The organism is Vitiosangium sp. GDMCC 1.1324 (genome assembly GCF_003044305.1).
GTDB lineage: Bacteria > Myxococcota > Myxococcia > Myxococcales > Myxococcaceae > Archangium.
Genome location: NZ_PZOX01000007.1, coordinates 290,735 through 316,929 on the forward strand (window position 1 = coordinate 290,735; position 26,195 = coordinate 316,929).

22 protein-coding genes are annotated in these 26,195 nt (G+C 69.0%); 11 read left to right on the forward strand and 11 right to left on the reverse strand.

The window, feature by feature from the left end; genetic code table 11:
* The first annotated feature begins 42 nt into the window (after positions 1-42).
* Complete coding sequence (locus DAT35_RS22310) at positions 43-1,347, forward strand: phytochrome sensor protein (protein WP_108069121.1); 1,305 nt, start codon at positions 43-45, stop codon at positions 1,345-1,347.
* Here DAT35_RS22310 and DAT35_RS22315 read toward each other — a convergent pair.
* On the reverse strand, positions 1,333-4,242 hold the full coding sequence (locus DAT35_RS22315) for an ATP-binding protein (RefSeq protein WP_108069122.1): 2,910 nt from the start codon (positions 4,240-4,242) through the stop codon (positions 1,333-1,335). The two genes, DAT35_RS22310 and DAT35_RS22315, sit on opposite strands and share 15 nt — an antisense overlap.
* A 379-nt stretch (positions 4,243-4,621) precedes the next feature.
* Between DAT35_RS22315 and DAT35_RS22320 the strand changes: the two genes are divergently transcribed.
* Genes DAT35_RS22320 through DAT35_RS22330 form a run of 3 tightly spaced genes read left to right on the forward strand, consistent with a single transcriptional unit; the run spans position 4,622 to position 8,528 of the window.
* Positions 4,622-5,908: a phytochrome sensor protein gene (locus tag DAT35_RS22320; RefSeq protein ID WP_108069123.1), complete on the forward strand. Its 1,287-nt coding sequence runs from the start codon at positions 4,622-4,624 to the stop codon at positions 5,906-5,908.
* 56 nt (positions 5,909-5,964) lie between these two features.
* Positions 5,965-7,248 (forward strand): phytochrome sensor protein, encoded by a 1,284-nt coding sequence (locus DAT35_RS22325; RefSeq protein WP_108069124.1) that lies wholly within the window; start codon positions 5,965-5,967, stop codon positions 7,246-7,248.
* Entirely contained in the window at positions 7,245-8,528 is a 1,284-nt protein-coding gene (locus DAT35_RS22330; RefSeq protein ID WP_108069125.1) for a phytochrome sensor protein, read from the forward strand. The genes DAT35_RS22325 and DAT35_RS22330 overlap by 4 nt, the downstream gene beginning before the upstream one ends.
* 74 nt (positions 8,529-8,602) lie before the next feature.
* On the opposite strand, the gene DAT35_RS22335 is transcribed toward DAT35_RS22330, so the two are convergent.
* Genes DAT35_RS22335 through DAT35_RS22345 form a run of 3 tightly spaced genes read right to left on the reverse strand, consistent with a single transcriptional unit; the run spans position 8,603 to position 11,605 of the window.
* The gene (locus DAT35_RS22335) at positions 8,603-10,069 is read right to left on the reverse strand and encodes a YdiU family protein (protein WP_108069126.1); all 1,467 of its coding nucleotides are present in this window, start codon (positions 10,067-10,069) and stop codon (positions 8,603-8,605) included.
* 52 nt (positions 10,070-10,121) lie between these two features.
* Positions 10,122-10,748 carry a glutathione S-transferase N-terminal domain-containing protein gene (locus DAT35_RS22340; protein ID WP_108069127.1) on the reverse strand — a complete coding sequence of 209 codons (627 nt, stop codon included), beginning with the start codon at positions 10,746-10,748 and terminating at the stop codon, positions 10,122-10,124.
* Positions 10,745-11,605: an SDR family oxidoreductase gene (locus DAT35_RS22345; RefSeq protein WP_233261637.1), complete on the reverse strand. Its 861-nt coding sequence runs from the start codon at positions 11,603-11,605 to the stop codon at positions 10,745-10,747. The genes DAT35_RS22340 and DAT35_RS22345 overlap by 4 nt, the downstream gene beginning before the upstream one ends.
* Before the next feature lie 188 nt (positions 11,606-11,793).
* Here DAT35_RS22345 and DAT35_RS22350 point away from each other — a divergent pair, with 188 nt between their 5' ends.
* Both DAT35_RS22350 and DAT35_RS22355 read left to right on the forward strand, forming a co-directional pair.
* Positions 11,794-13,473, forward strand: coding sequence for a hypothetical protein (locus tag DAT35_RS22350; RefSeq protein ID WP_108069128.1), 1,680 nt, complete (start codon positions 11,794-11,796; stop codon positions 13,471-13,473).
* Positions 13,474-13,656: 183 nt separating this feature from the next.
* Positions 13,657-14,202: a hypothetical protein gene (locus DAT35_RS22355; protein ID WP_108069129.1), complete on the forward strand. Its 546-nt coding sequence runs from the start codon at positions 13,657-13,659 to the stop codon at positions 14,200-14,202.
* A gap of 12 nt (positions 14,203-14,214) precedes the next feature.
* Here the strand turns inward: DAT35_RS22355 and DAT35_RS22360 are convergent, their stop codons facing one another.
* From DAT35_RS22360 to DAT35_RS22375, 4 genes are all read right to left on the reverse strand, one after another.
* The gene (locus DAT35_RS22360) at positions 14,215-14,943 is read right to left on the reverse strand and encodes a triacylglycerol lipase (protein ID WP_108069130.1); all 729 of its coding nucleotides are present in this window, start codon (positions 14,941-14,943) and stop codon (positions 14,215-14,217) included.
* Positions 14,944-14,979: 36 nt separating this feature from the next.
* Positions 14,980-16,113, reverse strand: coding sequence for a triacylglycerol lipase (locus DAT35_RS22365; protein WP_108069131.1), 1,134 nt, complete (start codon positions 16,111-16,113; stop codon positions 14,980-14,982).
* A gap of 125 nt (positions 16,114-16,238) precedes the next feature.
* Positions 16,239-16,778 carry an OsmC family protein gene (locus DAT35_RS22370; RefSeq protein ID WP_158501828.1) on the reverse strand — a complete coding sequence of 180 codons (540 nt, stop codon included), beginning with the start codon at positions 16,776-16,778 and terminating at the stop codon, positions 16,239-16,241.
* A gap of 109 nt (positions 16,779-16,887) precedes the next feature.
* Entirely contained in the window at positions 16,888-17,283 is a 396-nt protein-coding gene (locus DAT35_RS22375) for a hypothetical protein (RefSeq protein ID WP_108069133.1), read from the reverse strand.
* A 293-nt stretch (positions 17,284-17,576) separates the two neighbouring features.
* Here DAT35_RS22375 and DAT35_RS22380 point away from each other — a divergent pair, with 293 nt between their 5' ends.
* Positions 17,577-18,185 (forward strand): adenylate/guanylate cyclase domain-containing protein, encoded by a 609-nt coding sequence (locus tag DAT35_RS22380; RefSeq protein ID WP_108069134.1) that lies wholly within the window; start codon positions 17,577-17,579, stop codon positions 18,183-18,185.
* Positions 18,186-18,221: 36 nt separating this feature from the next.
* Positions 18,222-18,875, forward strand: a complete 654-nt coding sequence (locus DAT35_RS22385; protein WP_108069135.1) for a glutathione S-transferase family protein — start codon at positions 18,222-18,224, stop codon at positions 18,873-18,875.
* 6 nt (positions 18,876-18,881) lie between these two features.
* On the opposite strand, the gene DAT35_RS22390 is transcribed toward DAT35_RS22385, so the two are convergent.
* The 3 genes from DAT35_RS22390 to DAT35_RS22400 all read right to left on the reverse strand — a co-directional run bounded on the left by DAT35_RS22390 (position 18,882) and on the right by DAT35_RS22400 (position 22,026).
* Positions 18,882-19,484 (reverse strand): HAD family phosphatase, encoded by a 603-nt coding sequence (locus DAT35_RS22390; protein ID WP_108069136.1) that lies wholly within the window; start codon positions 19,482-19,484, stop codon positions 18,882-18,884.
* An 8-nt stretch (positions 19,485-19,492) separates the two neighbouring features.
* Positions 19,493-21,388 carry a methyl-accepting chemotaxis protein gene (locus tag DAT35_RS22395; protein ID WP_108069137.1) on the reverse strand — a complete coding sequence of 632 codons (1,896 nt, stop codon included), beginning with the start codon at positions 21,386-21,388 and terminating at the stop codon, positions 19,493-19,495.
* 203 nt (positions 21,389-21,591) lie between these two features.
* A complete protein-coding gene (locus tag DAT35_RS22400; RefSeq protein WP_108069138.1) occupies positions 21,592-22,026 on the reverse strand; it encodes a host attachment protein in 435 nt (144 codons plus the stop codon).
* Positions 22,027-22,221: 195 nt separating this feature from the next.
* Between DAT35_RS22400 and DAT35_RS22405 the strand changes: the two genes are divergently transcribed.
* The 3 genes from DAT35_RS22405 to DAT35_RS22415 are packed head-to-tail and all read left to right on the forward strand — an operon-like array spanning position 22,222 to position 26,195.
* On the forward strand, positions 22,222-23,385 hold the full coding sequence (locus DAT35_RS22405; protein WP_108069139.1) for a M20 family metallopeptidase: 1,164 nt from the start codon (positions 22,222-22,224) through the stop codon (positions 23,383-23,385).
* 48 nt (positions 23,386-23,433) lie between these two features.
* Positions 23,434-24,684: a PEGA domain-containing protein gene (locus DAT35_RS22410; protein ID WP_108069140.1), complete on the forward strand. Its 1,251-nt coding sequence runs from the start codon at positions 23,434-23,436 to the stop codon at positions 24,682-24,684.
* 2 nt (positions 24,685-24,686) lie between these two features.
* Positions 24,687-26,195: a MopE-related protein gene (locus tag DAT35_RS22415; protein WP_108069141.1), complete on the forward strand. Its 1,509-nt coding sequence runs from the start codon at positions 24,687-24,689 to the stop codon at positions 26,193-26,195.

A 26,195-nucleotide genomic window follows, 5' to 3' on the forward strand; every position in this document is an offset into this window, starting at 1 on the left:
GCCCGGCGCGTGAATCGCGCGCGGACTGGAGGACTGAAGCGGATGCCTACCCACCCCTTCGGCGCGCGAGAGCAGGCGTCGACCTCTGAATCCACCCGGCGGGCCTGGGCCCGCTATGTCTCCACGGGAATGATCACCGACTCGCTGCTTCGCGAGCCCGTGCTCCGGGCCTGGGAGCGGGCGCATGAGTTGGGGGTGAACCCCAAGGCGATGAAGGCGGAGCAGCTCTCGGCACTGGACACCGAGCGGCTCCTCGCGCAGCAGCAGGCGCTCATCACCGTTGCCCGGCCCTACATGGATGTCCTCTCCTGGGCCGTGGGGCTCGAGTCCCATTCCATCCAACTCGCCGATGCCCACGCGGTCATGCTCGTCATCCTGGGGGACGAGGAGAGCTTGCACGGACCCGAGCGGCAGCCAACTCCAGGAGCCCTCTTGTCAGAGGAGATATGTGGCACCAATGGCACGGGGACCACGCTGGTGACGGGTGGCTATACCGAGGTGGTGGGGCCCGAGCACTTCATCGGTGGCTTTCAGATCTACACCTGTCAGGGCATTCCCATCCGGGACGCGGAGGGCAAGGTGGCCGGGAACCTCTGTGCCGCAGTCCGGAGGCCGATGCCCTCGAGCCGGCTTCGCGACATGCTGCTCTGCGCGGCCCATGGCATCGAGGCGGAGTTGCTGCTGCTCCAACTCGAGAGAGACATCCGCGAGGTGATGGCGGCTCCCGGGGACGAGCAGGCGCTGCGGGTGTTGCGCGAGGATGTGGAGCGGCTGAAGAAGTCCTCGCGCGAGGGGCTTCGGATAGGTGCCCGTCAGGCTGGGGTGAACCGTTTGGAGTATGCCCTCCGGCTGCTGAGGCTCGCCGAGGACACCGCCCAGGACATCCGTCACCGGGCGCACGTCTGGCGTAGCCTGGCCTCGTTGGAGGAGGGGCAGCGCCGCCCGGTCGTGCTCACCGAGCTGGTACGGGCACTGCTCGGATTGCTCCGGGAAGAGGCGCTCCGTCAGCGGGTCGAGCTGGTGCTGGGCGAGCAGGAGCCGGTGCACGTCGAGGCCGACGTCCTCGTGCTCTCGCGCCAGTTGTTCCATGTGGCCCTGCAGGCCCTGGCTCTGGCGGGACCTGGAGGCGCGGTCCGGATCGACGTGCGCTTGGAGAGCCACGTGTTGGAAGGGAAGGCCACGTTCCTCTCCCTCCCGGCCCCAGCGTACGCCCAGGTGGCCCCGCTGCCGCGGAGCGTGACGAGCCCGGCCCTCAGGCTCGGAGAGGAGCGGGAGCCACTTCTCTGGCGCCTGCCCACCCTGGAGACGGCACCCGGCGAGGCGCGTCCGGCATCAGGTCTCGTGTGAGCGCATCCCAGCTGGGGTCAGGGCCTCGGCCGAGGCCTTGGGGCCGCAGGGGAGCTCGCGCGGCAACTCCACCGTGAAGGTGGAGCCCTCGCCGGGGTGGCTCTCCACGTGGATACGACCACCGTGCTCCTCGATGATCTGCCGGGTGACGTAGAGCCCGAGCCCGAGCCCGGCGAACTGGCGTCCGGAGACGGCCCGCTCGAAGCGGCCGAAGATGCGCTCGAGCTTGTCGGGCGGGATGCCAATCCCATGGTCGCGCACGCTCACCATCGCCAGCTGCTCGTCCTCCCACACCCGCACCTCGACGGGCTTGCCCACTCCGTACTTCAGCGCATTCGAGAGGAGGTTCGTCACCACCTGCTCGAGCCTCATCCGGTCCCAGTGGCCGGGGGCTCCTTCCGTGAGCTCCAGGTGGAGCTCGCAGCCGGCGGCGGAGAGCGCCTCCCTCATGCGCATCACGACTTCGTGCACCAGGGAGGCGAGGTTCAGCTCCTCCGGCTCGAGCTGGAGCTGACCGACCCGGATGCGGGAGATGTCCAGCAGGGTGCCGATCATCCGGGAGAGCCGGTCGGCCTGCTGGGCGATGACCTGGATGCCCTCCACGAAACGGTTGTCCTGTTCGGTGGCGGGCTGCTTGCGCAGTGAGCGTTGGAGGACCTGGGCCTTGAGGTGCAGGGCGTTGAGCGGTGTTCTCAGCTCATGGGCCGCGATGGAGAAGAGCTCGTCCCGGGCGCGGATGGCGTCCCGGGCCTGTTGATAGAGCCGGGCATTGTCGATGGCCAGCGCCGCGCGGCGGGCCAGCTCCTCCACGGTCGCCAGCTCCAACTGGCCGAAGGGGCTGTCCCGGCGGGTGGAAACGTAGCCGATGATGCCGATGATCCGGCCCCGGGCCACCAGGGGGACGACCACATAGGAGACGAGCGGGGCCTCACGGAACTGGCGCAGGCGCTCCTCGTCCGGCGCGAGGGCTCGTAGCTGCTGCTCCCCCACCTCGGGCACCAGCACCGGCCTGCCCGTCTCGAGCACCTCGTCCACCGTGTGCCGAAGGACCGCGTGGAGCAACGTGGCCCGGGCAGGGGGGACGTCCGCCGACAGCCGCTCGGGGCTCCCATCCTCAGCCAGGAGCAGGAACCCGCACCCGTCGGTGCTCTGGTGGAAGTCCAGATGCTCCAGCCGCGTCAGCGTCTCCTCGAGCTCCAGCGACTCGCCGAGGATGCGGCTGGCCTCCGCCAGGAAGCGCTGGGACTCCTCGGCCTTCTTGCGCTCGGTGACGTCGAAGAGGGTGAGCACGGCCCAGAGCGGCTGTCCCTCCGCGTCCCGTACGGGCGCGGCATTCACGAGCAGGATGCCCCAGGTCCCATCTCCCCGCTCGATGACCGCCTCCTCGTCCTTCACCACCTCGCCCGCCAGGACCGTCCGTGCCAGGGGCAGCTCGTGCGGCTCGTAGGCCTGGTCGTCCAGGCGATGGGACCGGTAGTGTTTGAGTTCCTCGAGCGAGGAGAAGGGCTGGAAGGGCCGACGCGTTATCTCCTCCATCTGCCGGTTCCAGAGCACGGTCCGCCCGCTGGGGATCTCCGCGATCAGCACACCCGCGGGAAGCTGTGTCAGGACGGCGGCCAGGCGCTCCTCCTCCGCGAGCTGCTCCAGCAGCCGCCCCCGCTCTTCTTCCGCCTGCCGGAGCGAGGTGAGGTCCTTCATCACCAGGGAGAAGCCCCGGAGGGCTCCCCCCGGGGCGTGCAACGCGGTGAGCACCATGTCCGCCCAGAAGCGCGAGCCGTCCTTGCGGACACGGTAGCCCGTCTCCTCGAAGCGCCCGTCGGCCTCCGCCATCCGCAGTGCGCGGCCCGACTTTCCCCGGGTCGCGATCTCGGCGGGATAGAAGCGGGAGATGTCCTGGCCGAGGATCTCCCCGGCCTTCCAGCCAGTGAGCCGCTCGGCTCCGGCATTCCAGTCCGTCACGTGCCCGGTGGGACTCAGCAGGCAGAGCACGTAGTCCCGGAGCTCTCCGGCGAGCAGTTGGAGCCACTCCTCGAGCTGCCGCTGCGTCTCGAGCTGCCGCTGGAGCCGGATGGCGCGCGTGAGCACCCCGGCCACTCCCTGGACGAAATGAAGCTCCGCCTGGGTGAAACTCCGCTGCCTCCGGGTGTACGCCCCGAGGACGCCGAAGGCGGAGTCCACTCCCTCGATGATGATGCAGAGCCCACTGACGGCCTCGTGGTCGCGGAGCCGTGGAGGCACCTGGAAGCGCTCATCCTCCGGGAGCGTCTCGATGAGGACCAGCTCGCGCGTGAGCAGGGCGAAACCGGCGGGTGAGCGCTTCCCTGTCTCATGGAGCGGTTGGCGCACCCCCGCCTCCTTCCAGCCTGCTCCCGCCCGGAGAAGGAGGGATTGACGATCGCTGCTCAGCTCCAGGAGCTCGACGAGCTCCACCTCGAGGGTGTTGGCCAACAGGAAGGCCGCCTCGTGAAGGAGCGAAGGCACCTCCGGACGGGCGAACAGACTCTGGCCGAGCTGCTCGATGACGGAGTGGAAGAGGGCCTGGTCCCGCTGCGCCTTGCTCCAGTCCCGCCGGAGGGACTCCCGCTCCGTGTCCAGCCGTGAGGCGAGCCGGCGCTCCGAGGGGCTTCGCACGCGCGTGCTGAAGACAGAGAGCCCCATGGCCAACAGGACGAAGAGCCCGAACAGCACCAGCTCGGGGTGGAAGGCGAACACCAGGCACACGAGCGCGAGGGTGAGAAGCGCCGGGCCGAGCCCTCCGTACGAGGCGCTGGCCGCCACCATTGCGAACGCCAGCAGGAGGAAGGCCGGCTCGAGTGGCTTGAACAACAGGCTGGCTCCGAGTGCCAGCCCGGCGGCCAGGACGGCGGCGGCCCAGCGGGAGCTGGAGAGTTTCACGGGGGCAACGTTGGAGGAAGGGAGTTCGGGCGGGCAGGGAGCGGAGGGCGCCGCGCACGATCGAGATTCCATGTCCTGATAACCCCATGCCGGACGCGTGATTCGAGTGCGGACTGGATTCAACGTCTGCCCACACCCTCTGCGAGCGAGGGTTGACACATTGATCATGGGTGCATCGGCCCAGGGTCTGGGATGGCCGGACGAGCTCATCGAGCAGTGGGTTGCTGGCGGGCGTGACGGACGCGACGGGGGCAACGCAGGATGCGGGGCTTTCGGGCGGGCAGGGAGCGGAAGGGGCGGGGCACGAGGGAGGCACTCTGTCTTGTTGAGTCCATGGCCCAGCGCGGGATTCGCGCGCGGACTGTGAGGACTGAAGCGGATGCCTACCCACCCCCTCGGTACGCGAGAGCGAACGTCGACCTCCGAATCCACCCGACGGGCCTGGGCCCGCTACGTCTCCACGGGAAGCATCGACGACTCGCTGCTTCGCGAGCCCGTACTCCGGGCCTGGGAGCGGGCGCATGAGCTGGGGGTGAACCCCAAGGCGGCGAAGGCGGAGCAGCTCTCGGCGCTGGAGACCGAGCGGCTTTTCGACCAGCAGCAGGCGCTCATCACCGTTGCCCGGCCCTACATGGAAGTCCTCTCCTGGGCCGCGGGGCTCGAGCGCCATGCGATCGACCTGTGCGACGCCCAGGCGGTCATGCTCTCCATCCTGGGGGACGAGGAGACCTTGCACGGACGCGAGCGGATACCAGGTCCAGGGTCCCTCATGTCGGAGGAGATGTGTGGCCCCAATGGCATGGGGACCCCACTGGCGACGAGCGGCTACTTCGAGGTGGTGGGGCCCGAGCACTTCATCGGTGGGTTCCATATCTACACCTGTCAGGGCATCCCCATCCGGGACGCGGAGGGCAAGGTGGCCGGGAGCCTCGGCGTCGCGGTCCGGCGGCCGGAGGCCTCGAGCCGGCTTCGCGACATGCTGCTCTGCGCGGCCCATGGCATCGAGGCGGGGTTGCTTCTGCGCCAGCTCGAGAGCAACATCCGCGAGGTGATGGCAGCTCCTGGGGACGAGCAGGCGCTGCGGGTGTTGCGCGAGGAGGTGGACCGGCTGAGGGACTCCTCGCGCGAGGGGCTCCGGATGGGCGCCCGTCAGACCACGGTGAGCCGTTTGGAGTATGCCCTCCGCCTGCTGAGGCTCGCCGAGGAGACCGCCCATCACATCCGTCACCGGGCGCACGTCTGGCGGAGCCTGGCCTTGTTGGAGGAGGGGCAGCGCCGCCCGGTGGCGCTCACCGAGCTGGTGCGGGAATTGCTCGGGCTGCTCCAGGAAGAGGCGCTCCGCCAGCGGGTCGAGCTGGTGCTCGGCGAGCAGGAGCCGGTGCACGTCGAGGCCGATGCCCTCGTGCTCTCGCGCCGACTGCTCCATGCGGCCCTGCAGGCCCTGGCGCTGGCGGGACCTGGAGGCGCGGTCCGAATCGACGTGCGCATGGAGAGCCATCTGTTGGTAGGGAAGGCCACCTTCCTCCCCCTCCCGGCCTCGGAGCACGCCCAGGTGGCCCCGCTGCCGCAGAGCGTGACGAGCCCGGCCCTCAGTCTCGGGGAGGAGCGCGAGCCACTCCTCTGGCACCTGCCCACCCTTCCTGTTGACCCCATGCCGGGCGCGTGACTCGCGTGCGGATTGGAGCCGATGCCTTCCCAACCCTCTGCAAGCGAGGATGAGCGTTGACCAGCGAATCTACCCGGCAGGTCTGGGCCCGCTACGTCTCCACGGGAATCATCAATGGCTCACTGCTTCGCGAGCCCGTGCTCCGGGCCTGGGCGCGGGCGCATGAGCTGGGGGTGAACCCCAAGGCGGCGAAGCCGGAGCGGCTTTCCGAGCGGGACACCGAGCGGCTCCTCGCGCAGCAGCAGGCGCTCATCACCGCTGCCTGGCCCTACATGGACGTCCTCTTCAGGGCCGCGGGGCTCGAGCGTCATGCAGTCATGCTCAGTGACGCCCATGCGGTCGTGCTCTCCATCCTGGGGGACGAGGCGATCGTGCACGGACGCGAGCAGGCACCAGGTCCAGGATCCCTCATGTCGGAAGAGGTGTGTGGCCCCAATGGCCTGGGGACTGCGCTGGCGACGAGTGGCTACTTCGAGGTGGTGGGGCCCGAGCACTTCATCGGGGTCTTCCATCCCTTCACCTGTCAGGGCATCCCCATCTGGGACGCGAAGGGCAAGGTGGCCGGGAGCCTCAGCGCCGTGGTCCGGCGGCCGGAGGCCTCGAGCCGGCTTCGCGACATGCTGCTCTGCGCGGCCCATGGCATCGAGGCGGAGTTACTGCTGCTTCAGCTCAAGAGCGACATCCGCGAGGTGATGGCGGCTCCCGGGGACGAGCAGGCGCTGCGGGTGCTGCGCGAGGAGGTGGACCGGCTGAGGGAGTCCTCGCGCGAGGGGCTTCGGGTGGCCGCCCGTCAGGCCACGGTGAGCCGTTTCGAGTATGCCCTCCGCCTGCTGAGGCTCGCCGAGGAGACCGTCCATGACATCCGTCACCGGGCGCTCGTCTGGCGGAGCCTGGCCTCGTTGGAGGAGGGGCTGCATCGCCCGGTGGCGCTCACCGAGCTGGTGCGAGCACTGCTCGGGTTGCTCCGGGAAGAGGCGCTCCACCAGCGGGTCGAGCTGGTGCTGGGCGAGCAGGAGCCGGTGCACGTCGAGGCCGACGTCCTCAGACTCTCACGCCAGTTGCTCCATGCGGCCCTGCGGGCCCTGGTGCTGGCGGGACCTGGAGGCGTGGTCCGGATCGACGTGCGCTTGGAGAGCCACCTGTTGGTAGGGAAGGCCACGTTCCTCCCCCTCCCGGCCCCAGCATACGCCCAGGTGGCCCCGTTACCGCAGAGTGTGACGAGCCCGGCCCTCAGGCCCGGGGAAGAGCGGGAGCCACTCCTCTGGCGCCTGCCCACCCTGGAGGCGGTACCTGGCGAGGCGCCGGAATCAGGTCTCGAGGCTTCACGGGGAAACGTATGAGAGAACGGACGTCGACCCCCGAATCCACCCGACGGGCCTGGGCCCGCTATGTCTCCACGGGAAGCATCGACGGCTCGCTGCTTCGCGAGCCCGTGCTCCGGGCCTGGGAGCGCTCACATGAGCTGGGAGTGAACCCCAAAGCGGCGAAGACGGAGCAGCTCTCGGAGCGGGACACCGAGCGGCTCGTCGAGCAGCACCAGGCGCTCATCACCGCTGCCCGGCCCTACATGGACATCCTCTTCAGAGCCGCGGGGCTCGAGCGTCATGCGGTCACGATCAGCGACGCCCACGCGGTCGTGCTCTCCATCCTGGGGGACGAGGAGAGCGTGCACGGACGCGAGCGGGCACCAGGTCCAGGGTCCCTCTTGTCGGAGGAGGTGTGTGGCCCCAATGGCTCGGGGAGCCCGCTGGCGACGGGGGGCTACTTCGAGGTGGTGGGGCCCGAGCACTTCATCGGTGGTTTCCAGATCTTCACCTGTCAGGGCATTCCCATCCGGGACGCGGAGGGCAAGGTGGCCGGGAGCCTCGGCGCCGTGGTCCGGCGGCAGGAGGTCTCGAGCCGGCTTCGAGACATGTTGCTCTGCGCGGCTCATGGCATCGAGGCGGAGTTGCTGCTGCGCCAGCTCGAGAGAGACATCCGCGAGGTACTGGCGGCTCCCGGGGATGAGCAGGCGCTGCGGGTGTTGCGCGAGGATGTGGAGCGGCTGAGGGAGTCCTCGCGCGAGGGGCTTCGGATGGCCGCCCGTCAGACCACGGTGAGCCGTTTCGAGTATGCCCTCCGCCTGCTGAGGCTCGCCGAGGAGACCGTCCAGGACATCCGTCACCGGGCGCTCGTCTGGCGGAGCCTGGCCTCGTTGGAGGAGGGGCAGCGCCGCCCGGTCGCGCTCACCGAGCTGGTGCGGGAATTGCTCGGACTGCTCCGGGAAGAGGCGCTCCGCCAGCGGGTCGAGCTGGTGCTCGGCGAGCAGGAGCCGGTGCACGTCGAGGCCGACGTCCTCGTGCTTTCGCGCCAGTTGCTCCATGCGGCCCTGCAGGCTCTGGCGCTGGCGGGACCTGGAGGCGCGGTTCGGATCGACGTGCGCTTGGAGAGCCACGTGTTGGAAGGGAAGGCCACGTTCCTCCCCCTCCCGGCCCCAGCGTACGCCCAGGTGGCCCCGTTACCGCGGAGCGTGACGAGCCCGGCCCTCAGGCCCGGGGAGGAGTGGGAGCCACTCCTCTGGCGCCTGCCCTCCCTGGAGACGGCCCCCGGCGAGGCGCGTCCGGCATCAGGCCTCGTGTGAGCGCGTCCCAGATGGGGCCAGGGCCTCGGCCGATGCCTCATCCCAGGGAGCACCTTCCGCCCGGTCCCGCTCGCTCAGGAGCTGCAGCTCACCACGAGGTGGCGGCCCCACGTGGGCGGAGGCTCGGCGGAGGCGTTGTGCTCGGGATGCTCGGAGAAGGGATCCTCGAGCAGCGCGCGCAGCCGGTTCACCTCTCTGAAGTCACCTGCCTGGGCGCGCTCGATGGCCGTCTGCGCCAGGTAGTTGCGCAGCACGTACTTGGGATTCACCCGGTCCATCCGCGCCCGCCGCTCCGCGTCCTGGCTGCCCTCGGCCGCGAGCCGTCGGCGGTAGTCCGCCGCCCACGTGTCGAAGCCCTCGCGGTCGACGAAGTGGTCGCGCAGCGCCTCGTTGCGAGCCTCGGGCGAGGAGTCGAAGCGGCCCAGCGCGCGGAAGAAGCGCGTGTAGTCCACCGGTGCCTGGGCCATGCGCGCGAAGAGGGACTCGATGAGGTTCCGGTCCTCCTCGCGCGTCTCGCGCAGGCCCAGCTTCTCGCGCAGGCGGGCGAGGAAGTGCGTGGCGAACGTGGGCTGGAAGGTGCCGAGCGCCGCGCGTGCCTCGTCCTCGGAGAGGAGGGTGAGGAGCGCCTCGCCCAGGCACGCGAGGTTCCACATCGCGATGCGAGGCTGCTGGTCGAAGGCGTAGCGGCCCCGCTCGTCCGAGTGGTTGCAGACGAAGCCCGGGTCGAAGTCGTCGAGGAAGCCGAAGGGCCCGTAGTCCAGGGTGAGCCCGAGGATGGACATGTTGTCCGTGTTCATCACCCCGTGCGCGAAGCCCACCGCCTGCCATTGGGCGATGAGACGCGCGGTGCGCTCCACCACCTCGGCGTAGAAGCGGGCGTACTTCTCCGGTGCGTCCACGAGGTGCGGGAAGTGGCGGCCGAGGACGTAGTCGGCGAGCGCCTTCACGTGCGCGTGCTGCTCGCTGTAGTGGAAGTACTCGAAGGTGCCGAAGCGCACGTGCGAGGGGGACAGGCGCACCAGCATGGCGCCGGTCTCCACCTCTTCTCGGTACACGGGCTCGCCGCCGCCGAGGACGCACAGCGCCCGCGTGGTGGGAATGCCCAGCCCGTGCATGGCCTCGCTGCACAGGTACTCGCGGATGGCGGAGCGCAGCACCGCGCGTCCGTCTCCCATGCGCGAGTAGGGCGTGGGCCCCGAGCCCTTGAGCTGCACGTCCCACCGCTCGCCCGCGGAGTTGAGCACCTCGCCCAGCAGCAGCGCGCGCCCGTCGCCCAGGCGGGGCACGTACACCCCGAACTGGTGGCCCGCGTACACCATCGCGAAGGGCTCCATGCCGGGCAGGGGCCGAGCGCCGCCGAAGGCCTGGACGAACTCGGGACGGGCGGCCTCCGAGGGCTCCAGGTCCAGCAGACGCAGGGCGCTCGGGCTGGCGCTGACCAGGTGGGCGTCCGGGAAGGGGGTGGGGCGCAGGGCCACGCCGAAGCCGGCGGGGAGGCGGGCGTACGTGTTGTCGAAACGGAGCTGCTCGAGCATAGGCATGACAGGGGAGAACAACCGGGGGCGTGGAGGATATCCACGCCCCTCGCGGGTGCTACTTGAGCTCCGGCACCTTCATGCCGCGCTGGACCGCCGGGCGTGCGCCCACGGCGTCGAGCCAACGCCGCACATGGGACACCGGCTTCATCAGGTCCGGGAAGGAGTGCGCCGTGCCCGCCACCCACGGGTACGTGGCGATGTCCGCCACCGAGTACTCCGGTGCCAGGAACTCGCGCTGCGCCAGGTGCTTGTCCAGCACGCCCAGGAGGCGCTCGGTCTCCTTGGTGTAGCGCTCGATGGCGTACGGAATCTTCTCCGGGGCGAAGCGGGCGAAGTGGTTGAGCTGCCCCATCATCGGGCCCACGCCGCCCATCTGGAACATCAGCCACTGCACCGCCTCGGAGCGTCCGCGAGGCGTCCCGGGCAGCAGCTTCACCGTCTTCTCCGCCAGGTAGAGCAGGATGGCTCCGGACTCGAAGACGGAGATCGGCTTCCCGTCCGGACCCTGTGGGTCCACGATGGCTGGAATCTTGTTGTTGGGGTTGATGGCGAGGAACTCGGGTTTGAACTGCTCGCCCTGGGTGATGTTCACGACGTGGGCCTTATAGGGCAGCCCCAGCTCCTCCAGCGCGATGGAGATCTTGCGCCCGTTGGGCGTGGTGAACGTGTAGAGCTCGATCATCGTCCGACTCCTGTCAGCTCGGCGCTCTTCTGCCACAGCTTCTCGGCGGCGGCGTCATCCTGGGCGGCCCTGGACTCCTTGGCGACCTTGCTCTTGGCGAAATACTTGCCGCTCACGCCTTCCACCTCGGGCGAGGAGGCCAGGTACACCGACGTGCGGGCGCCGCCCTCGGCCGAGAGCATGAAGGGCCCGGCCAGCTTCACGATGTGCTTGAAGATGCCCTCGGAGTTGAGGCCGAAGCCGGTGCGCACCACGCCCGGGTGCAGGCTGTTGGTGGTGACCTTCGTGCCCTCCAGCCGCCGCTTCAGGCCGCGCGTGAAGAGGATGTTGGCGAGCTTCGAGTTGCCGTAGACCTTCATGCCGCTGTAGCCGCGCTCGGCCTGGAGATCGTCGAGGAAATCGAGCGAGCCCATGCGGTGGGCGTCGGAGGCGACGTTCACCACGCGGGAGGCGCCGCTGGCCTTGAGCACGTCCAGCAGCAGGTGGGTGAGCAGGAAGTGCGAGAGGTGGTTGGTGGCGAGGGTGGCCTCGAAGCCATCCGGGGTCACCTTGCGCCGGTCGAGCATGAGGCCCGCGTTGTTGAGCAGCACGTCCAGCCGCGAGTACTTGCGCTGGAAGTCCCCGGCGAGCTTGCGGACGGAGGCCATCGAGGTGAGATCCGCGAGCAACAGGTCCAGCTTCGCGTCGGGGACGGTGCGGCGGACCTCGGCGAGCGCGGCTTCACCGCGGCCCGGGTCACGTCCCGAAAGCACCACCGTGGCGCCCTGGCGCGCGAGCGCTCGGGCGGACTCCAGCCCGATGCCCGAGGTGGCTCCAGTGATGAGGCAGACCTTCTCCTGCATGTTTCCCGGTGTCATCAGCGATGGCCCTCCAGAAACTCCAGAGATAGAGGGCCCTCTATAATCCGTGACATGGGCCGCGCGCATCCTGGCGGGCGGGATGGGAGCGGGTCATGCGTTGGGAGCGGGGGCTCGCTCCTCCCGTACAAGCCTCCTTTCTCTCTTTGTATCCTCCCGCCTCCTCGTCGTCTGGGGGAGAGGGACCCATGGGCCAGGATGCCAGCATGAGGGGGGTGTTGTTGGGTCTGGCCGTGCTGCTGCAGGCGTGCGCGGCGGGACCGATGGCCTCCGGTGGGCTGCTTCCCTCCTCGGCGCTGGTGCCCGAGGGCACGCCGGGGGTGGTGTTCCTCCGCGAGCAGCGCAAGGCGGAGCCGGAGTTGTCCGAGGCCCGGCGTGCGGAGGCCGGGTGCGCGCTGGCACAGGTGTGGGGACTCGTCCGCGGTGTGGACGAGGTGGGCGCACGGGTGGAAGTGCGCTTCTGGGCGCGGGGTGGGGCGCTGACCCTGCTTTCCCATCGCACCACGGGAGGACAGGAGCGGGCGGCGCCGGTGGACGAGACCGCCTTCTCGAAGAGGTTCCAGGGCCTTCTCGTCTCCTATGTGGGCGAGCGGACAGGGGAGGTCATCTTCACCCTGCATCGGGAGAGGTCGGCCTGGAGCGTGGACTTCCGTGCGTCCTCGGACGTACCGCAGCCGCCGGAGGCGAAGACACAACCCGTGAGGCGCGAGGGGGTCTCTGTGGAGACCTACGCGGCCGTGACCCGAGTCGCAGGGGAGATGGTGCGCCTCATGGGCGGGCCATCGGGACGCGACGCTTCATTCATCGCCACGGTGACACTGGACGATGACGGGGTATCTGGCTGGGAGGCGGGTTCTCACGAGGGCACGGGTCGCGAGGTGGGCTCGGCTGCACGGGAGCGCCTCCAGGGGGAGCTCATCCAGGCGCTGCTGCCCTTCACGCACGGGGTGGGGCCGCGTGAAGTGCGCCTGACGCTGCGGGGGAATCATCGCCCGGGTGAGTCCACTGCGATCTGGCGGGTGGCGGTAGCGGAGACACTCCATCCGGAATCACCGAGCGGCGAGGATGCGGAGCTCATCGCCGAATATCGAGCGCTGCACGAATCCATCCTGCGGGAGTGGCGCGAGGAGGTGGCGGATTCCGCGCGGCTGGCGCTGAGTATTGGTGCGGAGGAACTGGCCTTCTGGGTCATCGGCGGCGTGGTCGCGCACGGCGCGGGGATCGTCCTCGAGGTGGTAGCACCCAAGCTCGTGCAGATCCTGCTCCGGGGTGGAGCGAGGGCACGGGGATGGTTGAGTACCCTCCTCCAGCGCCTTCCCTCGGCGGAACGGAAGGCCTTCGAATCCCTCTGGAAGAAGGTGGATCTGCGAAGGGCTGGTTCGCTCTCCAAGGCCGAGGAGCGCGAGTTGAGCAGGCTCGCGAAGCGGCTCGAGGAACTGATTGGCGCGCCGCTGAGCTCAGATGAGAAGAGAGACTTCAGGGAGATGGCACGTACAAGCTTCCGACAGCTTCATCCAGAGCTCGCCGAGGCCATGAAGCTTGGGAAGAGGGGCTTATATGAAATCCATCACCGCCGCCCTCTGGAGTACGCCCACCTTCTCCTTGGAGAAGATATCAATGCTCGGAACAACCTCGTAGCAGTGTCGCAGCCAGTTCATCGTCGCATCAACATCCTCTGGACGAAGTTTCGGAACGGACGTGGTGTTTCTGAAGTGAGTGCCGAAGAGGTGAGTCAAATGGCGGAGATCGTCGACCGGCATTTCCAACGTTGGTACGACGTGCTTTACGATTCACAATCCACGTCGGCACTCGATACGGCTACCGAGATGGCTCTCAGGGATATCGAGAAGTTGCTCGCGAAAGGGTGAGAGATGCGACCTGCGATTTCGCTTCCTGGTTTCGAGCGTATGCTGCAAGTGTGCCAGATGTACGGAATAGAGCTGTATCAGGAGCCTCCGGGCTCCTTCTCACCTGTGGCTGGAGAGAGCGTGGAGGGATTGCCTTGCGATCCTCTCCTTGCCGCCGTCCATGCTCGAGTGGGAGACCTCGGATTGACGGACGAATTCTTCCTGTTCTCGAGCAAGCCGGAAGATGGGTCTGTTTTCGCGAACCAGGTCAAGGAATGGCGCCAGGAGTGGTCTGCGCCGTTCAAGGATCTGCTCGTCTTCGCGAAGGAGCAGGCGCTCGCCTATTACTACGCAACCGTCCCCAAGCTGGCGGATGAGCAGGGGATCCAACCTGTTGTAAATGTCGATACCTATGAGGACCTCTACGCACTCCCCATTGCCTCGAGTGTCGACCGGTTCTTCGACACCTACTCACGCTCCCTGGAGCGCCAGGTGGAGCTCATCCGCGAGGAAGCCGAGTTCAATGCCCGCCTCGAAGCGGAGTTCGGCCCACCGGCTCCCGGCTCGCTGCGGGAGCTCCTCTCCGCGCAGACCCCACGCATCACCTTTCCCTGGGAAGTGCCGGACCTCATCGCCCGGGACGAGCCCCTGGTGAAGCTGCTCCGGGCCGGGCGTTTCGATTTCCTGATGGAGGGCAACAAGGACGCCCAAGAGTGGGTGGGCAAGGTGCTGGCCGCGGCCAGCACCTGAATCCAGTTCGCGCTACGGGCCCGACGGCTTCGCCAGCGTCTCCACGGTCGCGGAGATGACGGCCGGGCTGCTCAGCATCAACGGGTGCGCCAGCACGAGGAAGGTTCGCTCGGTGGCACCCGGCAGGTGCGAGCTGTTGGCGGGGACGATGGTGCTATCCAGCGGCGTCCAGAAGGAGAAGACCTCGGTGTCACCGAAGGGGTTCTCCCGGCGGTTGAGCTCTCGCAGGAAGTCGCTGTCCGGGCGCATCTGCACCAGGGCCGGGTCCGACCTCAGGTTCGCCGCGCTCGTGCCGTGGTGCGGCCCCGAGATGGAGATGAAGCGGCGCACGTGTGGCTGGCCCCCCAATTCCTGCATCCAGTAGCGCGAGGACAGCGTGCCCTGGCTGAAGGCCACCACGTCGATGCGCTCGGCCCCGGTGCGCTTGCGCAGGCCCTCGGCCGCGCGGCGGATCTGGTAGGCCACCGCCTCGATGGGCACCTGGCCGTTGTTGGGGTGCAGGCGCACCGCGTGGAGCCGCTCCTTCGGCCAGCCCGCGTCCTCGAACGCATCCCTCATCGCGAAGAAGGATCCCGCCGTGTCATCGGTGCCATGCACGAACAGCACGGGCACGTGCTCGGGCGGCGGGGTTCGCGCCTCGGGGGTGGTGGCACAGCCCGTCACGACGGCGAGCAGCGCCAGCACGAGTGCCCCAGGTGCCGGGCGGACACGTGGGGCGGGTTCACGAAGAAGGGAAGGCATGGGGGACTCCGGGTGGACGGCTGGGACCGTGGTGTATCAGGTCTCCAGCAGGACGAAGTCCACCACGGTTCGCCACAGCTTCTCGAACTGGGGCCGGCGGAAACCGGAGCCCGAGATGAGCCAGTCCACGTGGGGAGGCCGGTGCGCCGGCTGGTCGAAGTGGCCGATGGCGTCCAGGTGGTCCGCGCGCACCGCCGCCAGTACCCGCCCGTACACCTGCGAGCGCGTCGGGACGATTCCATCACACGCCTGCGGGCCCGGCATCGCCCCGTAGGCCTCCACCAGCGCGTCCGTCTGCGTGGGGGTGTGCAGGGGAATGGCCGTGAGGGGCATGTTCTGGGTGCGCCCGTAGAGGAACGAGTACACGGTGTGTGTGAGCTGGGCGTACGGGTCCAGCCCCGCGCTCAGTCGCGTGCGCAGCGAGGGCGGCCGGGCCTGGGTGATGACCGAGCCGTAGCGCACTCCGGGCCGGTCCTGCGTGCCCGCGTTGAAGAGATCAATGCCCTCGGGCGTGAGCTGGGGGACGAGCGAGGCGTCGTTGCCCACGTCGCCCAGGAAGCGGACCAGCTCCTCCCGGCGCTCGGCGGAGAAGTCCCCCAACAGTTGCTCGAAGAGTTGATCCAACAGCGTGGGGCGGAAGCCGAGCTGCTCATCCCAGCGCGTCAGCAGGCTCCCGAACCGGAAGGCCACGGTCAGCGGCAGCCGTCCGAAGCGCAGCACGTACACGGTGAAGAGCGACAGCAGTTGCAGCAGTTTCTGTCCGAAGAGGCCCAGGAAGAAGGACGCCAGGGGCGTGCCCGTATGCGGGGTGGACACCGTCACCACCGTGCGCACCCGGCGGGCGAAGGGCTCCACGTCGACGCCCTCGGCCAGGGAGGCGCCCGGGCTGACGAAGAGCCGCGCGTCCAGTCCTCCGGTGGAGTGGCCGATGAGGTGGATGGGGCCGTCGTCGTCCTTCGCGCTGGACTCGATGGCCCGGAGGAGATCCGCGGCGCGCGTGCGGATGGAGCCGGTGGGGTGGGAAATCACCTGGACCACCTCGACCTCCACTCCGCGGCGGGCCATCTCCGCTACGAAGTAGTCGCGCACGTGCCCGAAGTAGAGCAGCTCTCCCAGGTTGGCGAAGCCGAAGAATCCGGGGACCAGGTAGATATGGTGCTTCGTGGCCATTCCCCCCAACCTTCCGGGGTCCGGGCCTCCAACTCAAGCCCGGCGTGCATCCTTCGGGCGTCCGGGTTGTCTCCGGGAGGGCGGGGCGTCCTCTACCCCGCCCTTTCATGGAGCGCCGAAGGAGCTCAGGCCGCCACCGTGCCGCTCAGCTTCATCACGCGGCCGGAGATGGCCGTGGGGTTGAGGATGTTGTCGAACATCGGGCTGGTCTTCTCCGCCGCCTTGCGGATCTCCTCCAGCGTGGCGGCGTCCGCGTCGGTGTCCACCTCCACGCTGTACTGGAGCTCGGAGAATCCGGGGCGCACCTTCGGGTCCAGGTTGAGGTAGCCGCGCAGGTCGAAGGGTGCGCTCACCTTGATGCGCAGGTGGCGGTAGTCCAGCCCGCGCATCCTCGCCTGCGTCACCCATCCAATCGTCAGGCACGTGCCCAGCGAAGCCAGCAGTAGCTCCATGGGGTCGATGTGCTGGTCCTTGCCGCCCAGCGCGCTGGGCTCGTCGGTCTCCAGGGTGAAGGTGCGCGCCCGCGTCACCGCCTGGGCTCCATCCCGCCACTCCGTCACCGTCTCGAAGCGGCCCTTGCCGGCCTCCGGGTGGGCGGACACGTGTGCCTTCGTCTTCTCGAAGGTGTCGAGGTCGAGCGTGCAGCAGCTGCCGGGTTTCTCCATGGGTGTCTCCACGTGTTCGAGGAGGCTCGACGGTAGGTCGGTGTTGTTTGGGGCTGCAAGGTGAGCCCCCGGCCCGAGTCCTCTCGTGACGAGAGACGGCCAACAGGTGTCACGGTGGGCGATGGTCGGGAGCCGGGCTTTTGCTCCAGGCCCAGTAGAGAAGGGTGCCGAGCACGCCCGCCCATGGCACATAGGGTGCGCTCGCGAGCACACCGTCCGTGCACAGGTGGATGCGGCACTCGGGCCGGTCCAGCGTGGAGCACGCGCCGAGCAGCAGCGGCACGTGGCTGGCGATGTAGCCCGCGCCGAGTCCGCGAATCACATCCCCTCGCACCCACTTGCGCGTCAGCACCCGCCACACCGTGGGCAGCAGCACCAGCGTGGCCAGCGCGGTGAGCGCCAGCTTCCGGTGCAGGAGCCGGGTGGCCAGCATCAGCACCGCCAGTGTCAGCAGCAGTGGGAGCCAGAGCGGTGCGTGTGGGTCTTGTTCCTCGGGCTCGGGCATGGGCGGCCTGGCGCCCAACAGTAACAGGCCAACAGTTCCGTGACGCTGTTGTCTTTTCGTCAACGGCTGCCGGAGTCCTACCTCCAGCCCTGGTTGTGCATTGCGTCAGGGATGAATTACTTTGATTGCTGTCAAAAGGTGGGATTCTGGCGCGGCTGTCGGGCGCCTCGTCCCGACTGGGCTGAAGGGCCCGGGTTTTCTCGCTCGCCCGGCTGGGGGGCGCGGGCAGAACAAGCGAGTGTCGGTGAGGTAACATTCGCCTCTGTCTGGTCGGGGGGGAAGGAGACGCGTTGATGATGGCGGAGGTACCGCAACCGGAACCCAGGAAGGTGGCGACCATCATGTTCACGGACATGGTGGGGCTCAGCCCCGAAGCCCGGCGGGACGAGGCGCTCAACAATGAGCTGCGCGAGGAGCATGGGCGGCTCGTGCGCGGACTGCTGTCGGGACACGGAGGGCGTGAAATCAAACGGCTGGAGGATGGCTTCCTCGTCGAGTTCGACGAGGCGCTGCCGGCGGTGGCATGTGCGTTGGAGCTGCAGTCGGCGTTGTGTGCACGCAACGAGTGCGTGCCGGACGAGCGCCGGGTGGAGCTGCGCATCGGCATCCACCTGGGCTCGGTGGTGCACCGGGACGGGGACGTCTTCGGTGAGGGCGTCAACCTGGCCGCGCGGCTGGAGGCGCTCGCGAGGCCCGGCTCCCTCTATGTCAGCGAGCCGGTGGTACGGGAGGTGCGCAGCCAGGTGATGGCGCCCGTGGTGCGGCTGGGCCGCGGAGACCTGAAGAACATCCGCCTGCCGGTGCCCGTCTATCGCATTGATCCGCCCGTGCGCCGCCGACGCCGCCGCTCGTGGATGTCGCGCCTGCGTGGTTGGCTGCCTGGCAGTGGCGCTCGTTCCTGAGTCCCGCGCGGAGCGGGGGCGCTAAGGTGCGCCCCCATGAAAGAGCTCACCCTCGTCGTCGCCTCGAAGAACTACTCCTCCTGGTCGCTGCGGCCCTATCTCGCGCTCGCCCACACCGGGCAGCCCTTCCGCGAGGTGGTGGTGCCGCTGGGCGAGGCGGACACCGCCGCGAACATCGCGAAGTACTCACCCAGTGGCCGGGTGCCGGCGCTGCTGCATGGGGAGCTCCTCATCTGGGACTCGCTGGCCATCTGTGAGTACCTGGCCGAGCAGTTCCCCCAGGCGAAGCTGTGGCCCCAGGATACGGCCGCCCGCGCACAGGCTCGCTCGGTCACCGCGGAGATGCACTCGGGTTTCACCCACCTGCGCAACCACATGAGCATGAACATCCGCGCCCGTCTGCCCGGAGAGGGCCGGGCCTCCGGCGTCGCCGATGACATCGCGCGCATCACCTCGCTGTGGAAGGAGTGTCGCTCGCGCTTCGGACAGGGCGGGCCGTTCCTCTTCGGCGCCTTCTCCATCGCGGACGCCTTCTACGCGCCCGTCGTCACGCGCTTCGTCACCTATGGCGTGGAGCTGGACGCGGTGTGCGCCGCCTACCGGGACGCGGTGCTGGCGCTGCCGGCCCTGAAGGCTTGGTCGGAGGCCGCTCGCAACGAGCCGCCCGTGGCTCGCTACGAGAAGAAGTAGGGACGTCTACAGCCCCAGCGCCTTGAGCTGCTCGTCGAAGGTCGCGGCGGTGGTGAAGAGGTGGCCGCGGATGCCCAGTGCGCTCGAGGCCTGGACGAACTCGCGGATGTCGTCGAAGAAGGCGGCCTCGCCCGGCTCGCAGCCCGCGCGTGCGAGCGCCTCCTTGTAGATGGCGGGCTCCGGCTTCACGTGGCCCACCTCGCAGCTGAGCACCAGGCTGTCGAAGCGCTCGAGGATCGGCAGCCGGGGTCGCAGCCAGGCCGCGTGCAGCACGTTGGTGTTGGACAGCAGCACCAGCTTCACCCGCCCCACCAGCCCCTCCACCCGTGGCAGCACCGCCTCGTGGATGGTGAAGTGGCAGCTCCACAAGGCGTTGAACTCGTCCGCGGGCAGGTCCATCCCCAGCGCGCCGCACACGTCGCGCCGGATGCCCTCGGCGCCCAGCAGGCCCCGGTTGGCGGCCGTCCAGCTGGTGCCTATCAGCCGGCGCTCGGCCTCCGCGGACGACAGTCCCGCCCGTGCCCCCAGCTTCCGGAAGAGCATGGCGTTGTCGTGGAAGACCAGGACGTTTCCGAGGTCGAGGATGAGGGCGCGCGGAGGAGTTGTCATGGCTGGCGTCATACCCGGTAGCTGCGGGCTACCTGTTGCATCTGCGTGGCCACTTCTCGCAGAGCCTCGGTGACACGTTGGGAGGCCTGCAAGCCCACCATGGTGTCATGCATCATGGTGGACAGGTCCGTCATGGCGTTGAAGATCTCCGCGATGCCCGCGTTCTGCTGGCTCACGGCATTGGCGATCTGCCGTACCGCGTTCATGTTGTCCTGAACGATGGTGCTGAGCGCGCGCATGCTGTCGCCGCTGGTGCGCGCCTGTGCCAGGCCCGCCTCCATGCGCACCTGGCCCTGCTCGCTGAGCTCCACCGTCTTCAGGATGGCCTGGGTGATGTCCTCGAGCAGGTCTCCCACCTGTGCGGTGGACTGGATGGACTGGTTGGCCAGGGTGCGGATCTCCTTGGCCACGATGGCGAAGCCCTTGCCGTGCTCGCCGGAGCGCACCGCCTCGATGGCCGCGTTGAGCGCCAGCATGTTGGAGCGATCCGCCAGCCCCTTCACCGTCTGGGTGATGCCGCCGATGCGCTGGGCGCGCTCGTTGAGCCGGCCAATCTGGTCGGCCATCTCGTCCACCTGGTCGCGCAGCGTCTGGATGCCGCTCATGCTCTCGGTGAGGGCGAGCGCTCCGCCGCGGCCCAGCTCCTCGGCGCGCGAGGCCACCTGGAGCACCGCGCCGGCCCGCTCCGCGGCCACCATGGACGTCTGTTTGATTTCCTGCGCCGTCACCTGCGTCTGCTGCAGCGCCGCGGCCTGACGGGTGATGTTGCTCTCCTGCTGCTCGGCGGCGCGCGTGAGCTCGGCCACGGTCTCGGTGAGCACCCGCGTGCCGCGCTGCAGGCTCTCGGTCGTCTCGCGCAGGTTGTCCACCATCTGGATGAAGGACTCGGCCAGCTCGCCCACCTCGTCCTTCGAGCGCACCTCGAGCTTCTGGGTGAGGTCTCCCTCCTGCACGATGCGCCGCACCACCCGGTTGAGCCGGGCGATGGGGAGGGTGATGCCTCGGGCCAGCAGGAAGGCCGCCAGGGCCGCCAGCACCACCACGGCCAGCACCCCCACCAGCGTGCCGGCGCGCAGCTTGTTGACGGTGGCGTAGACCTCCTCCGGGTCCGACAGCGCGACGAAGCGCCAGCCGTCTCCCACGTCGGCGATCTCCGGGCCGTTGATGGCCTCGGCGGCCACGGCGTTGGGGACGTGCCAGGCGTCCTGGCCGCGCGAGTCGAAGAGCAGGGTGCCCGAGGCGGTGCGCACCTCCAGGGCGAAGCTCTCGTTCTTGCGCGAGCGGGCGCGCTCCAGGGCGGCCTTCACCACCTCGCCCACCTGGCCCCAGTCGTACGCCGCGAGCAGCACGCCCAGCCTCCGCCCTCCCCGCGACTCCATCACCGGCGCCGCCAGGTGCAGCACCTGCATGCCGAAGACGGGGTCCTCCTGGGTGAGCGTCGCGCTGGTGAAGTGCCCCTCCTGGGCCGCCTTGAACCAGGGGGCGTTGCGCACCGCCTCGTCCTGGCCCAGGAAGGAGTCCCGCAGCGCGGGGGTGCTGGCGGACACGGCCCGCCCCGACTCGGTGAAGAGCACCAGCCCGGTGAAGGTGGTGTAGCGCAGCTGCAGCCGCGACAGCACCGCGTCGCTCTGCTCGTAGCTGCCCGTCAGCAGCGCCTCGCGCACCAGCGAGTCCTCCGCCCAGCTGCGCACGCTCGTCTCGCGCTCCACCAGCGAGGCCTCCACCAGATCCTTCAGGCCCTCGGCCTCGATGCGGAGCATCTCGTGCACCTGGTCCTGCATCATCTGCCGGGTGGTGTTCGCCCCCACCCAGGTGGAGATGATCAGCGGCGCGACGGCCAGCAGGGTGACGTACAGCGTCAGGCGGCCACGCAGCTTGAGGGTTCCAATCAAGGGAAGGCTCATGAATCCGTTACGCCCGCGCGAAGGCTCCGGGGAGGACCTGAGTGTCCTCCAACCGACGCCCTGCCCACCTGTACCACGGAGCGCGTCCGACGGGAGCGGTCACCTCTCCGGGTGCGTCCAGGTAGGAGCCGGGGCTACGTCACGTGAACCGGCGCCCGGAGCGGAGCAGGGGCTCCGGGCACCACGCCTGTCCGCCTCCCTACCTAGGAGAGCGGGATGCGCTCGGGCAGCTCGCGCTCGGGCACGTTCACGTAGTCGGCCCGCATGTCCAGCATCAGCCGCTGGTGGACGCGCGAGCTGATGTGCTTGCGCAGCAGGCCGAGGAAGCTCGGCGGGGCGGTGACCACCAGCCTGTCGTAGGCGCGGTCGTTGAGGCCCCGCTCCAGCCGTGCGGCGAGCTCGCGGGCGAAGCGGTCGAGTTCCAACTGCTGGCGTGCATCGGGCTCGTTCTCCGGTTGGGGTTTGTGCAGGGAGCCCGCGTTGGGGTTGTCGGGCTGATTGAGGAGCACCCGGGAGAAGGTCCGGCTCTCCTCGTGCTGGAACTCGTCGCGCAGCTCCCACCGCTCGGCCCGCTCATCCGTCCCGAAGAGCTTGGCCCGGCTCCCATTGGCCACCAGAATCCACAGCGCGTCCGCCATCGTTCATCCTCCTAGCCTTGAGGTGCGGACCCCCACACGTCCCGGCAAGCTTCCTTCCCCCGGGGGGCTTTCGCTGGAGCGCCGGGCGGGCGGGCGCCGGGGCACCTTCCCTGGAACCGGGGGCCTGGCGTATGCCCGGGTTGCAACCGGGGATGCACCCCGGGGGTGAAGCTTTTTGGTGGGAGGCCAAGGACGATGCGCGAGATGGGTGAAGCGGCGGCCAGCTGGCTGGTGGGCAGGCTGGGGGAGATGGAGGAGGCGCTCGCGGCGCTGGTGGAGGTGAACTCCTGGACGGAGAACGCGGAGGGAGGCCGCAAGGTGGGCGCCCTGCTGCGCGAGCAGTTCGCCATACCCGGGCTGTCGGCCGAGGTGGTGTCCAGCACGCGGTACGCGGACCATCTCGTCTTCCGTTCGGAGGGGAAGCCGGGGCTGAAGCCGGTGGCGCTGGTGGGCCACCTGGACACGGTGTTTCCCCCGGGCAAGTTCGAGGGCTACCGGCGGGACGGGGCGCTGCGGCGCGGCCCGGGCGTGCTGGACATGAAGGGCGGGCTCGTCGTCATCGCCTGGGCCCTCAAGGCGCTCGCGGCCTCGGGCGGGTTGGACAAGCTGCCCCCGCTGCGGCTGGTGGTGGTGTCGGACGAGGAGGTGGGCTCGCCCGAGGGCGCCGACGTCATCCGCAAGGCCATCGCCGGGGCGGAGGCCTGCCTCGTCTTCGAGTCCGGCCGGGCCGGGGACGCCATCATCACCCGGCGCAAGGGCACCGGCATGGCCACGGCGGTGGCGCACGGCAAGGCCGCCCACGCGGGCAACGCCCACCAGGAAGGAGCCAATGCCCTCTGGGCGCTCGCGCGCTTCGTGGACCGGGTACAGCAATTCACCGACTACCCCCGGGGCATCACCGTCAACGTGGGCAAGGTGACGGGCGGCCAGGGGAAGAACACCGTGCCGGACCACGCGGTGGCCGAGGTGGACCTGCGCTTCTGCACCCGCGCGGACGGGGAGGAGCTGGTGCGGCGCTTCCGCCAGGCGGCCGAGGAGTCCGCGGCCGGCGTCCCCGGCACCCGCATCGAGGTGAGTGGAGGTGTGGCACGCGAGCCCCTGGAGCGCACCGAGGCCTCCGCGGCGCTGATGGCGGCGTATGGCACTTGCGCACATGCCTCTGGACTGGGCCATGGCGAGGCGGCGCTGGTGGGAGGGGGCTCGGATGCCAGCACCTCGTCCTCCATGGGGATTGCGTCCATTGACGGGCTGGGCCCCCGGGGCAAGGGCTTCCACACGGTGGAGGAGTTCATCGAGGTGGATACCTTGATTCCCAAGACTCAAGCCCTGGTGCGCTACCTCGCCTCCCGGGCGGGATGACCGCAGGAGTGCTCCGCTGCGGGCCCTGTTCAAGGTAGAACAGGGCCCATGCGTACCCCCGTCGTGTATGTGGCCGGCCTGCTGGCGCTCGCGCTGGCCGCCGGCCCGGCCAGGGCCCAGGGTGGTCTCGGCTTGGACCTCTCCGGCGATTCGAACACCCAGAACAACGAACAGTCCCAGGACTCCGGCGAGGGAGCCTCGCAGGACTCCGGCAGCCTGGGCCTGGACCTGAGTGGAGGCACCTCCACCGGTTCGGAGCTCCAGCCGCGCTTCGCGCTGGTGGGGCTCGACACGCCCGAGCGTGCCGGGGCCGCGGTGGCGAAGCGGTGGATGGGGTGGCTGCAGGCGGTGGCGCTGCGCACCGGCAAGGTGGCGAAGGCCGCGGACCCGGCCGAGGTCCGGCAGCAGCTCTCGGGGGACTACGCGGCCGCCCTGCGCTGCGAGGAGGCCTCGTGCCTGAGCGGGCCCGCGGACACGCTGGACGCGGATCTGCTCACCACGGCGCGCCTGGCGCTCGAGGACGGGGGCTGGACGCTGCGGCTGTGGACGTACAACCGGGACCGGAGCGTGGTGGAGACGGACGTGGTGACGGGCCGCAAGCCCAACGACAGCACCTTCATCAAGGAGGCGGGCGCCGTACTGTCCAAGCGGGTGACGGATCTGGCCAGGCCGCGCTCCCTGCTGAAGGTGACCTGCAACGTGTCGCAGGCGGTGGTGCGCGTGGGCGAGCGCACGCTGGGCGTGGGCAACATCGAGGCGAAGCTGCCGCCCGGCGAGGTGCAGCTCATCGTGGAGGCCGACGATTACACCGCCTATACGAAGACGCTCACGCTCGTCCCGGGTGAGACGCAGGAAGTGGCGGTGCGGCTGGAGCTCAACGGCCCCTCGCCGGATGGGCCTCCCTCGGACGCGGTGGCGAACGTGAAGAAGTCCCGCCGCAACTCCTCCGGCGGTCCCAGCATCTTCAGCCGTCCGGCCCTCTACACGGCGGTGGTGGGGCTGGCGGCGCTGGGCGCGGGCGTGGCGCTCGGCATGGGCCTGCAGGGCAAGGCGCAGGACGCCAACGGCGACGGCGTGCTGGACATCTCCCGCAAGGAGTACCTGGCCGCCCGGCAGCAGTCGGCGATCTCCACGGCACTCATGGCGGGCGGTGGCGCGCTGGCCGGTGGCAGCGTGCTGTGGCTGCTCCTCGTTCCACAGCGCACCGCACCGGTCTCCTCCTCGGTGGCTCCGGTGTCCAACGCGGCGGGCACCAGCGGCACGACGGCCCTCCACCTCGTCATTGGCGGGAGCTTCTGAACATGAAGTCCATCTCTTCTCTCTTCTGCTGTCTGCTGCTCGCGGTGTCGGCCACGGGCTGTTGGGTGCCGGCGCTTCCGGATGACACTGTCTTCAGCTGCAACACGGCCGACGACTGCGCCGCGGACGGCGTGGTGTGCGTTCCTCGGACGGGCATGAGTGGCTTCTGCTGCAAGCCCGTCGCCGAGACGTGCAACGGCCTCGACGACAACTGCGATGGCGTGAAGGACAACCTGTCCAACCCGCCCGCCGAGACGTGCAACGGCCTCGATGACGACTGCGACGGCAAGGTGGACGAGGACTTCGACTTCCAGACCGACATGGCCAACTGCGGTGGGTGCGGCAAGGCCTGCGACGTCGAGACCCAGAAGTGCAGCGCGGGGGCCTGCAAGTCGCGCGGGGAAGTGATCTGCGACGACGGCATCGACAACGACTCCGACTCCAAGGTCGACTGCGCCGACGACGACTGCAAGAACCAGTCGTGCGGCCCTGCCTGTACCTGCGTCGACGGCAAGCCCGGCGAGGGCAACTGCAGCGACGGCCTCGACAATGACGGGGACGGCGCCAAGGACTGCGCGGACAACGACTGCAACAACAAGTCGTGCGGCACCGCCTGCGTCTGCTCCGGCGGCCAGCCCACCGAGACCGTGTGCAGCGATGGCCTGGACAACGACGGGGATACCGACGCGGACTGCCTCGACAATGACTGCAACGGCAAGTCGTGCGGCAACGGCTGTCTCTGCCAGAGCTTCTCCAAGACGGAGAACGCGTGCGGCGACGCCGCTGACAACGATGGTGACTCCAAGATCGACTGCGCGGACAGCGACTGCAGCGGCCAGTTGTGCGGCACCGGCTGCCTCTGCCAGGGCGGCGCGAAGAGCGAGATCACGTGCAGCGATGGCACCGACAACGACGGCGACTCCAAGACCGACTGCGCCGACACCGACTGCAACGGCAGGAACCTGGGCGACGGCACCTCGTGCTCGGGTGGGGTGAGGGTGGAGAGCGCCTGCGGTGACGGCGTGGACAACGACGGCGACACCAAGGTCGACTGCGCCGACTCCGACTGCAGTGGCAAGGTGCTGGACGATGGCACCATGTGCTCGGGTGGGGTGAAGGTGGAGAACGCCTGCTTCGACGGCGTGGACAACGATGGCGACACGAAGATCGACTGCGCGGACACCGCCGACTGCAGCGGCAAGTCGTGCGGCACCGGCTGCACCTGCTCGGCCGGTGGCAGCAAGACGGAGACGTTCTGCGGCGACAACGCGGACAATGACGGCGACACCCAGATTGACTGCGCCGACACCGCCGACTGCAACAACAAGTCGTGCGGCACCGGCTGCACCTGCTCGGGCGGGAACAAGACCGAGACGATCTGCAACGACACCTTGGACAACGACGGTGATGGCAAGCTGAACTGCGCCGACACCGCCGACTGCATCAACAAGAACTGCAACAAGACAGGCGGTGGGACGGGTAAGTGCCAGTCGGATGGCACCTGTGCCTAG

Excerpts from the sequence above, each read along its gene's own strand:
- DAT35_RS22310 (WP_108069121.1), top strand. The coding sequence starts at position 43 with ATGCCTACCCACCCCTTCGGCGCGCGAGAGCAGGCGTCGACCTCTGAA.
- DAT35_RS22320 (WP_108069123.1), top strand. The coding sequence starts at position 4,622 with ATGCCTACCCACCCCCTCGGTACGCGAGAGCGAACGTCGACCTCCGAA.
- DAT35_RS22330 (WP_108069125.1), top strand. The coding sequence starts at position 7,245 with ATGAGAGAACGGACGTCGACCCCCGAATCCACCCGACGGGCCTGGGCC.
- DAT35_RS22335 (WP_108069126.1), bottom strand. The coding sequence starts at position 10,069 with ATGCCTATGCTCGAGCAGCTCCGTTTCGACAACACGTACGCCCGCCTC.
- DAT35_RS22340 (WP_108069127.1), bottom strand. The coding sequence starts at position 10,748 with ATGATCGAGCTCTACACGTTCACCACGCCCAACGGGCGCAAGATCTCC.
- DAT35_RS22345 (WP_233261637.1), bottom strand. The coding sequence starts at position 11,605 with ATGACACCGGGAAACATGCAGGAGAAGGTCTGCCTCATCACTGGAGCC.
- DAT35_RS22350 (WP_108069128.1), top strand. The coding sequence starts at position 11,794 with ATGGGCCAGGATGCCAGCATGAGGGGGGTGTTGTTGGGTCTGGCCGTG.
- DAT35_RS22360 (WP_108069130.1), bottom strand. The coding sequence starts at position 14,943 with ATGCCTTCCCTTCTTCGTGAACCCGCCCCACGTGTCCGCCCGGCACCT.
- DAT35_RS22365 (WP_108069131.1), bottom strand. The coding sequence starts at position 16,113 with ATGGCCACGAAGCACCATATCTACCTGGTCCCCGGATTCTTCGGCTTC.
- DAT35_RS22370 (WP_158501828.1), bottom strand. The coding sequence starts at position 16,778 with ATGGAGAAACCCGGCAGCTGCTGCACGCTCGACCTCGACACCTTCGAG.
- DAT35_RS22375 (WP_108069133.1), bottom strand. The coding sequence starts at position 17,283 with ATGCCCGAGCCCGAGGAACAAGACCCACACGCACCGCTCTGGCTCCCA.
- DAT35_RS22380 (WP_108069134.1), top strand. The coding sequence starts at position 17,577 with ATGATGGCGGAGGTACCGCAACCGGAACCCAGGAAGGTGGCGACCATC.
- DAT35_RS22385 (WP_108069135.1), top strand. The coding sequence starts at position 18,222 with ATGAAAGAGCTCACCCTCGTCGTCGCCTCGAAGAACTACTCCTCCTGG.
- DAT35_RS22390 (WP_108069136.1), bottom strand. The coding sequence starts at position 19,484 with ATGACAACTCCTCCGCGCGCCCTCATCCTCGACCTCGGAAACGTCCTG.
- DAT35_RS22395 (WP_108069137.1), bottom strand. The coding sequence starts at position 21,388 with ATGAGCCTTCCCTTGATTGGAACCCTCAAGCTGCGTGGCCGCCTGACG.
- DAT35_RS22400 (WP_108069138.1), bottom strand. The coding sequence starts at position 22,026 with ATGGCGGACGCGCTGTGGATTCTGGTGGCCAATGGGAGCCGGGCCAAG.
- DAT35_RS22405 (WP_108069139.1), top strand. The coding sequence starts at position 22,222 with ATGCGCGAGATGGGTGAAGCGGCGGCCAGCTGGCTGGTGGGCAGGCTG.
- DAT35_RS22410 (WP_108069140.1), top strand. The coding sequence starts at position 23,434 with ATGCGTACCCCCGTCGTGTATGTGGCCGGCCTGCTGGCGCTCGCGCTG.
- DAT35_RS22415 (WP_108069141.1), top strand. The coding sequence starts at position 24,687 with ATGAAGTCCATCTCTTCTCTCTTCTGCTGTCTGCTGCTCGCGGTGTCG.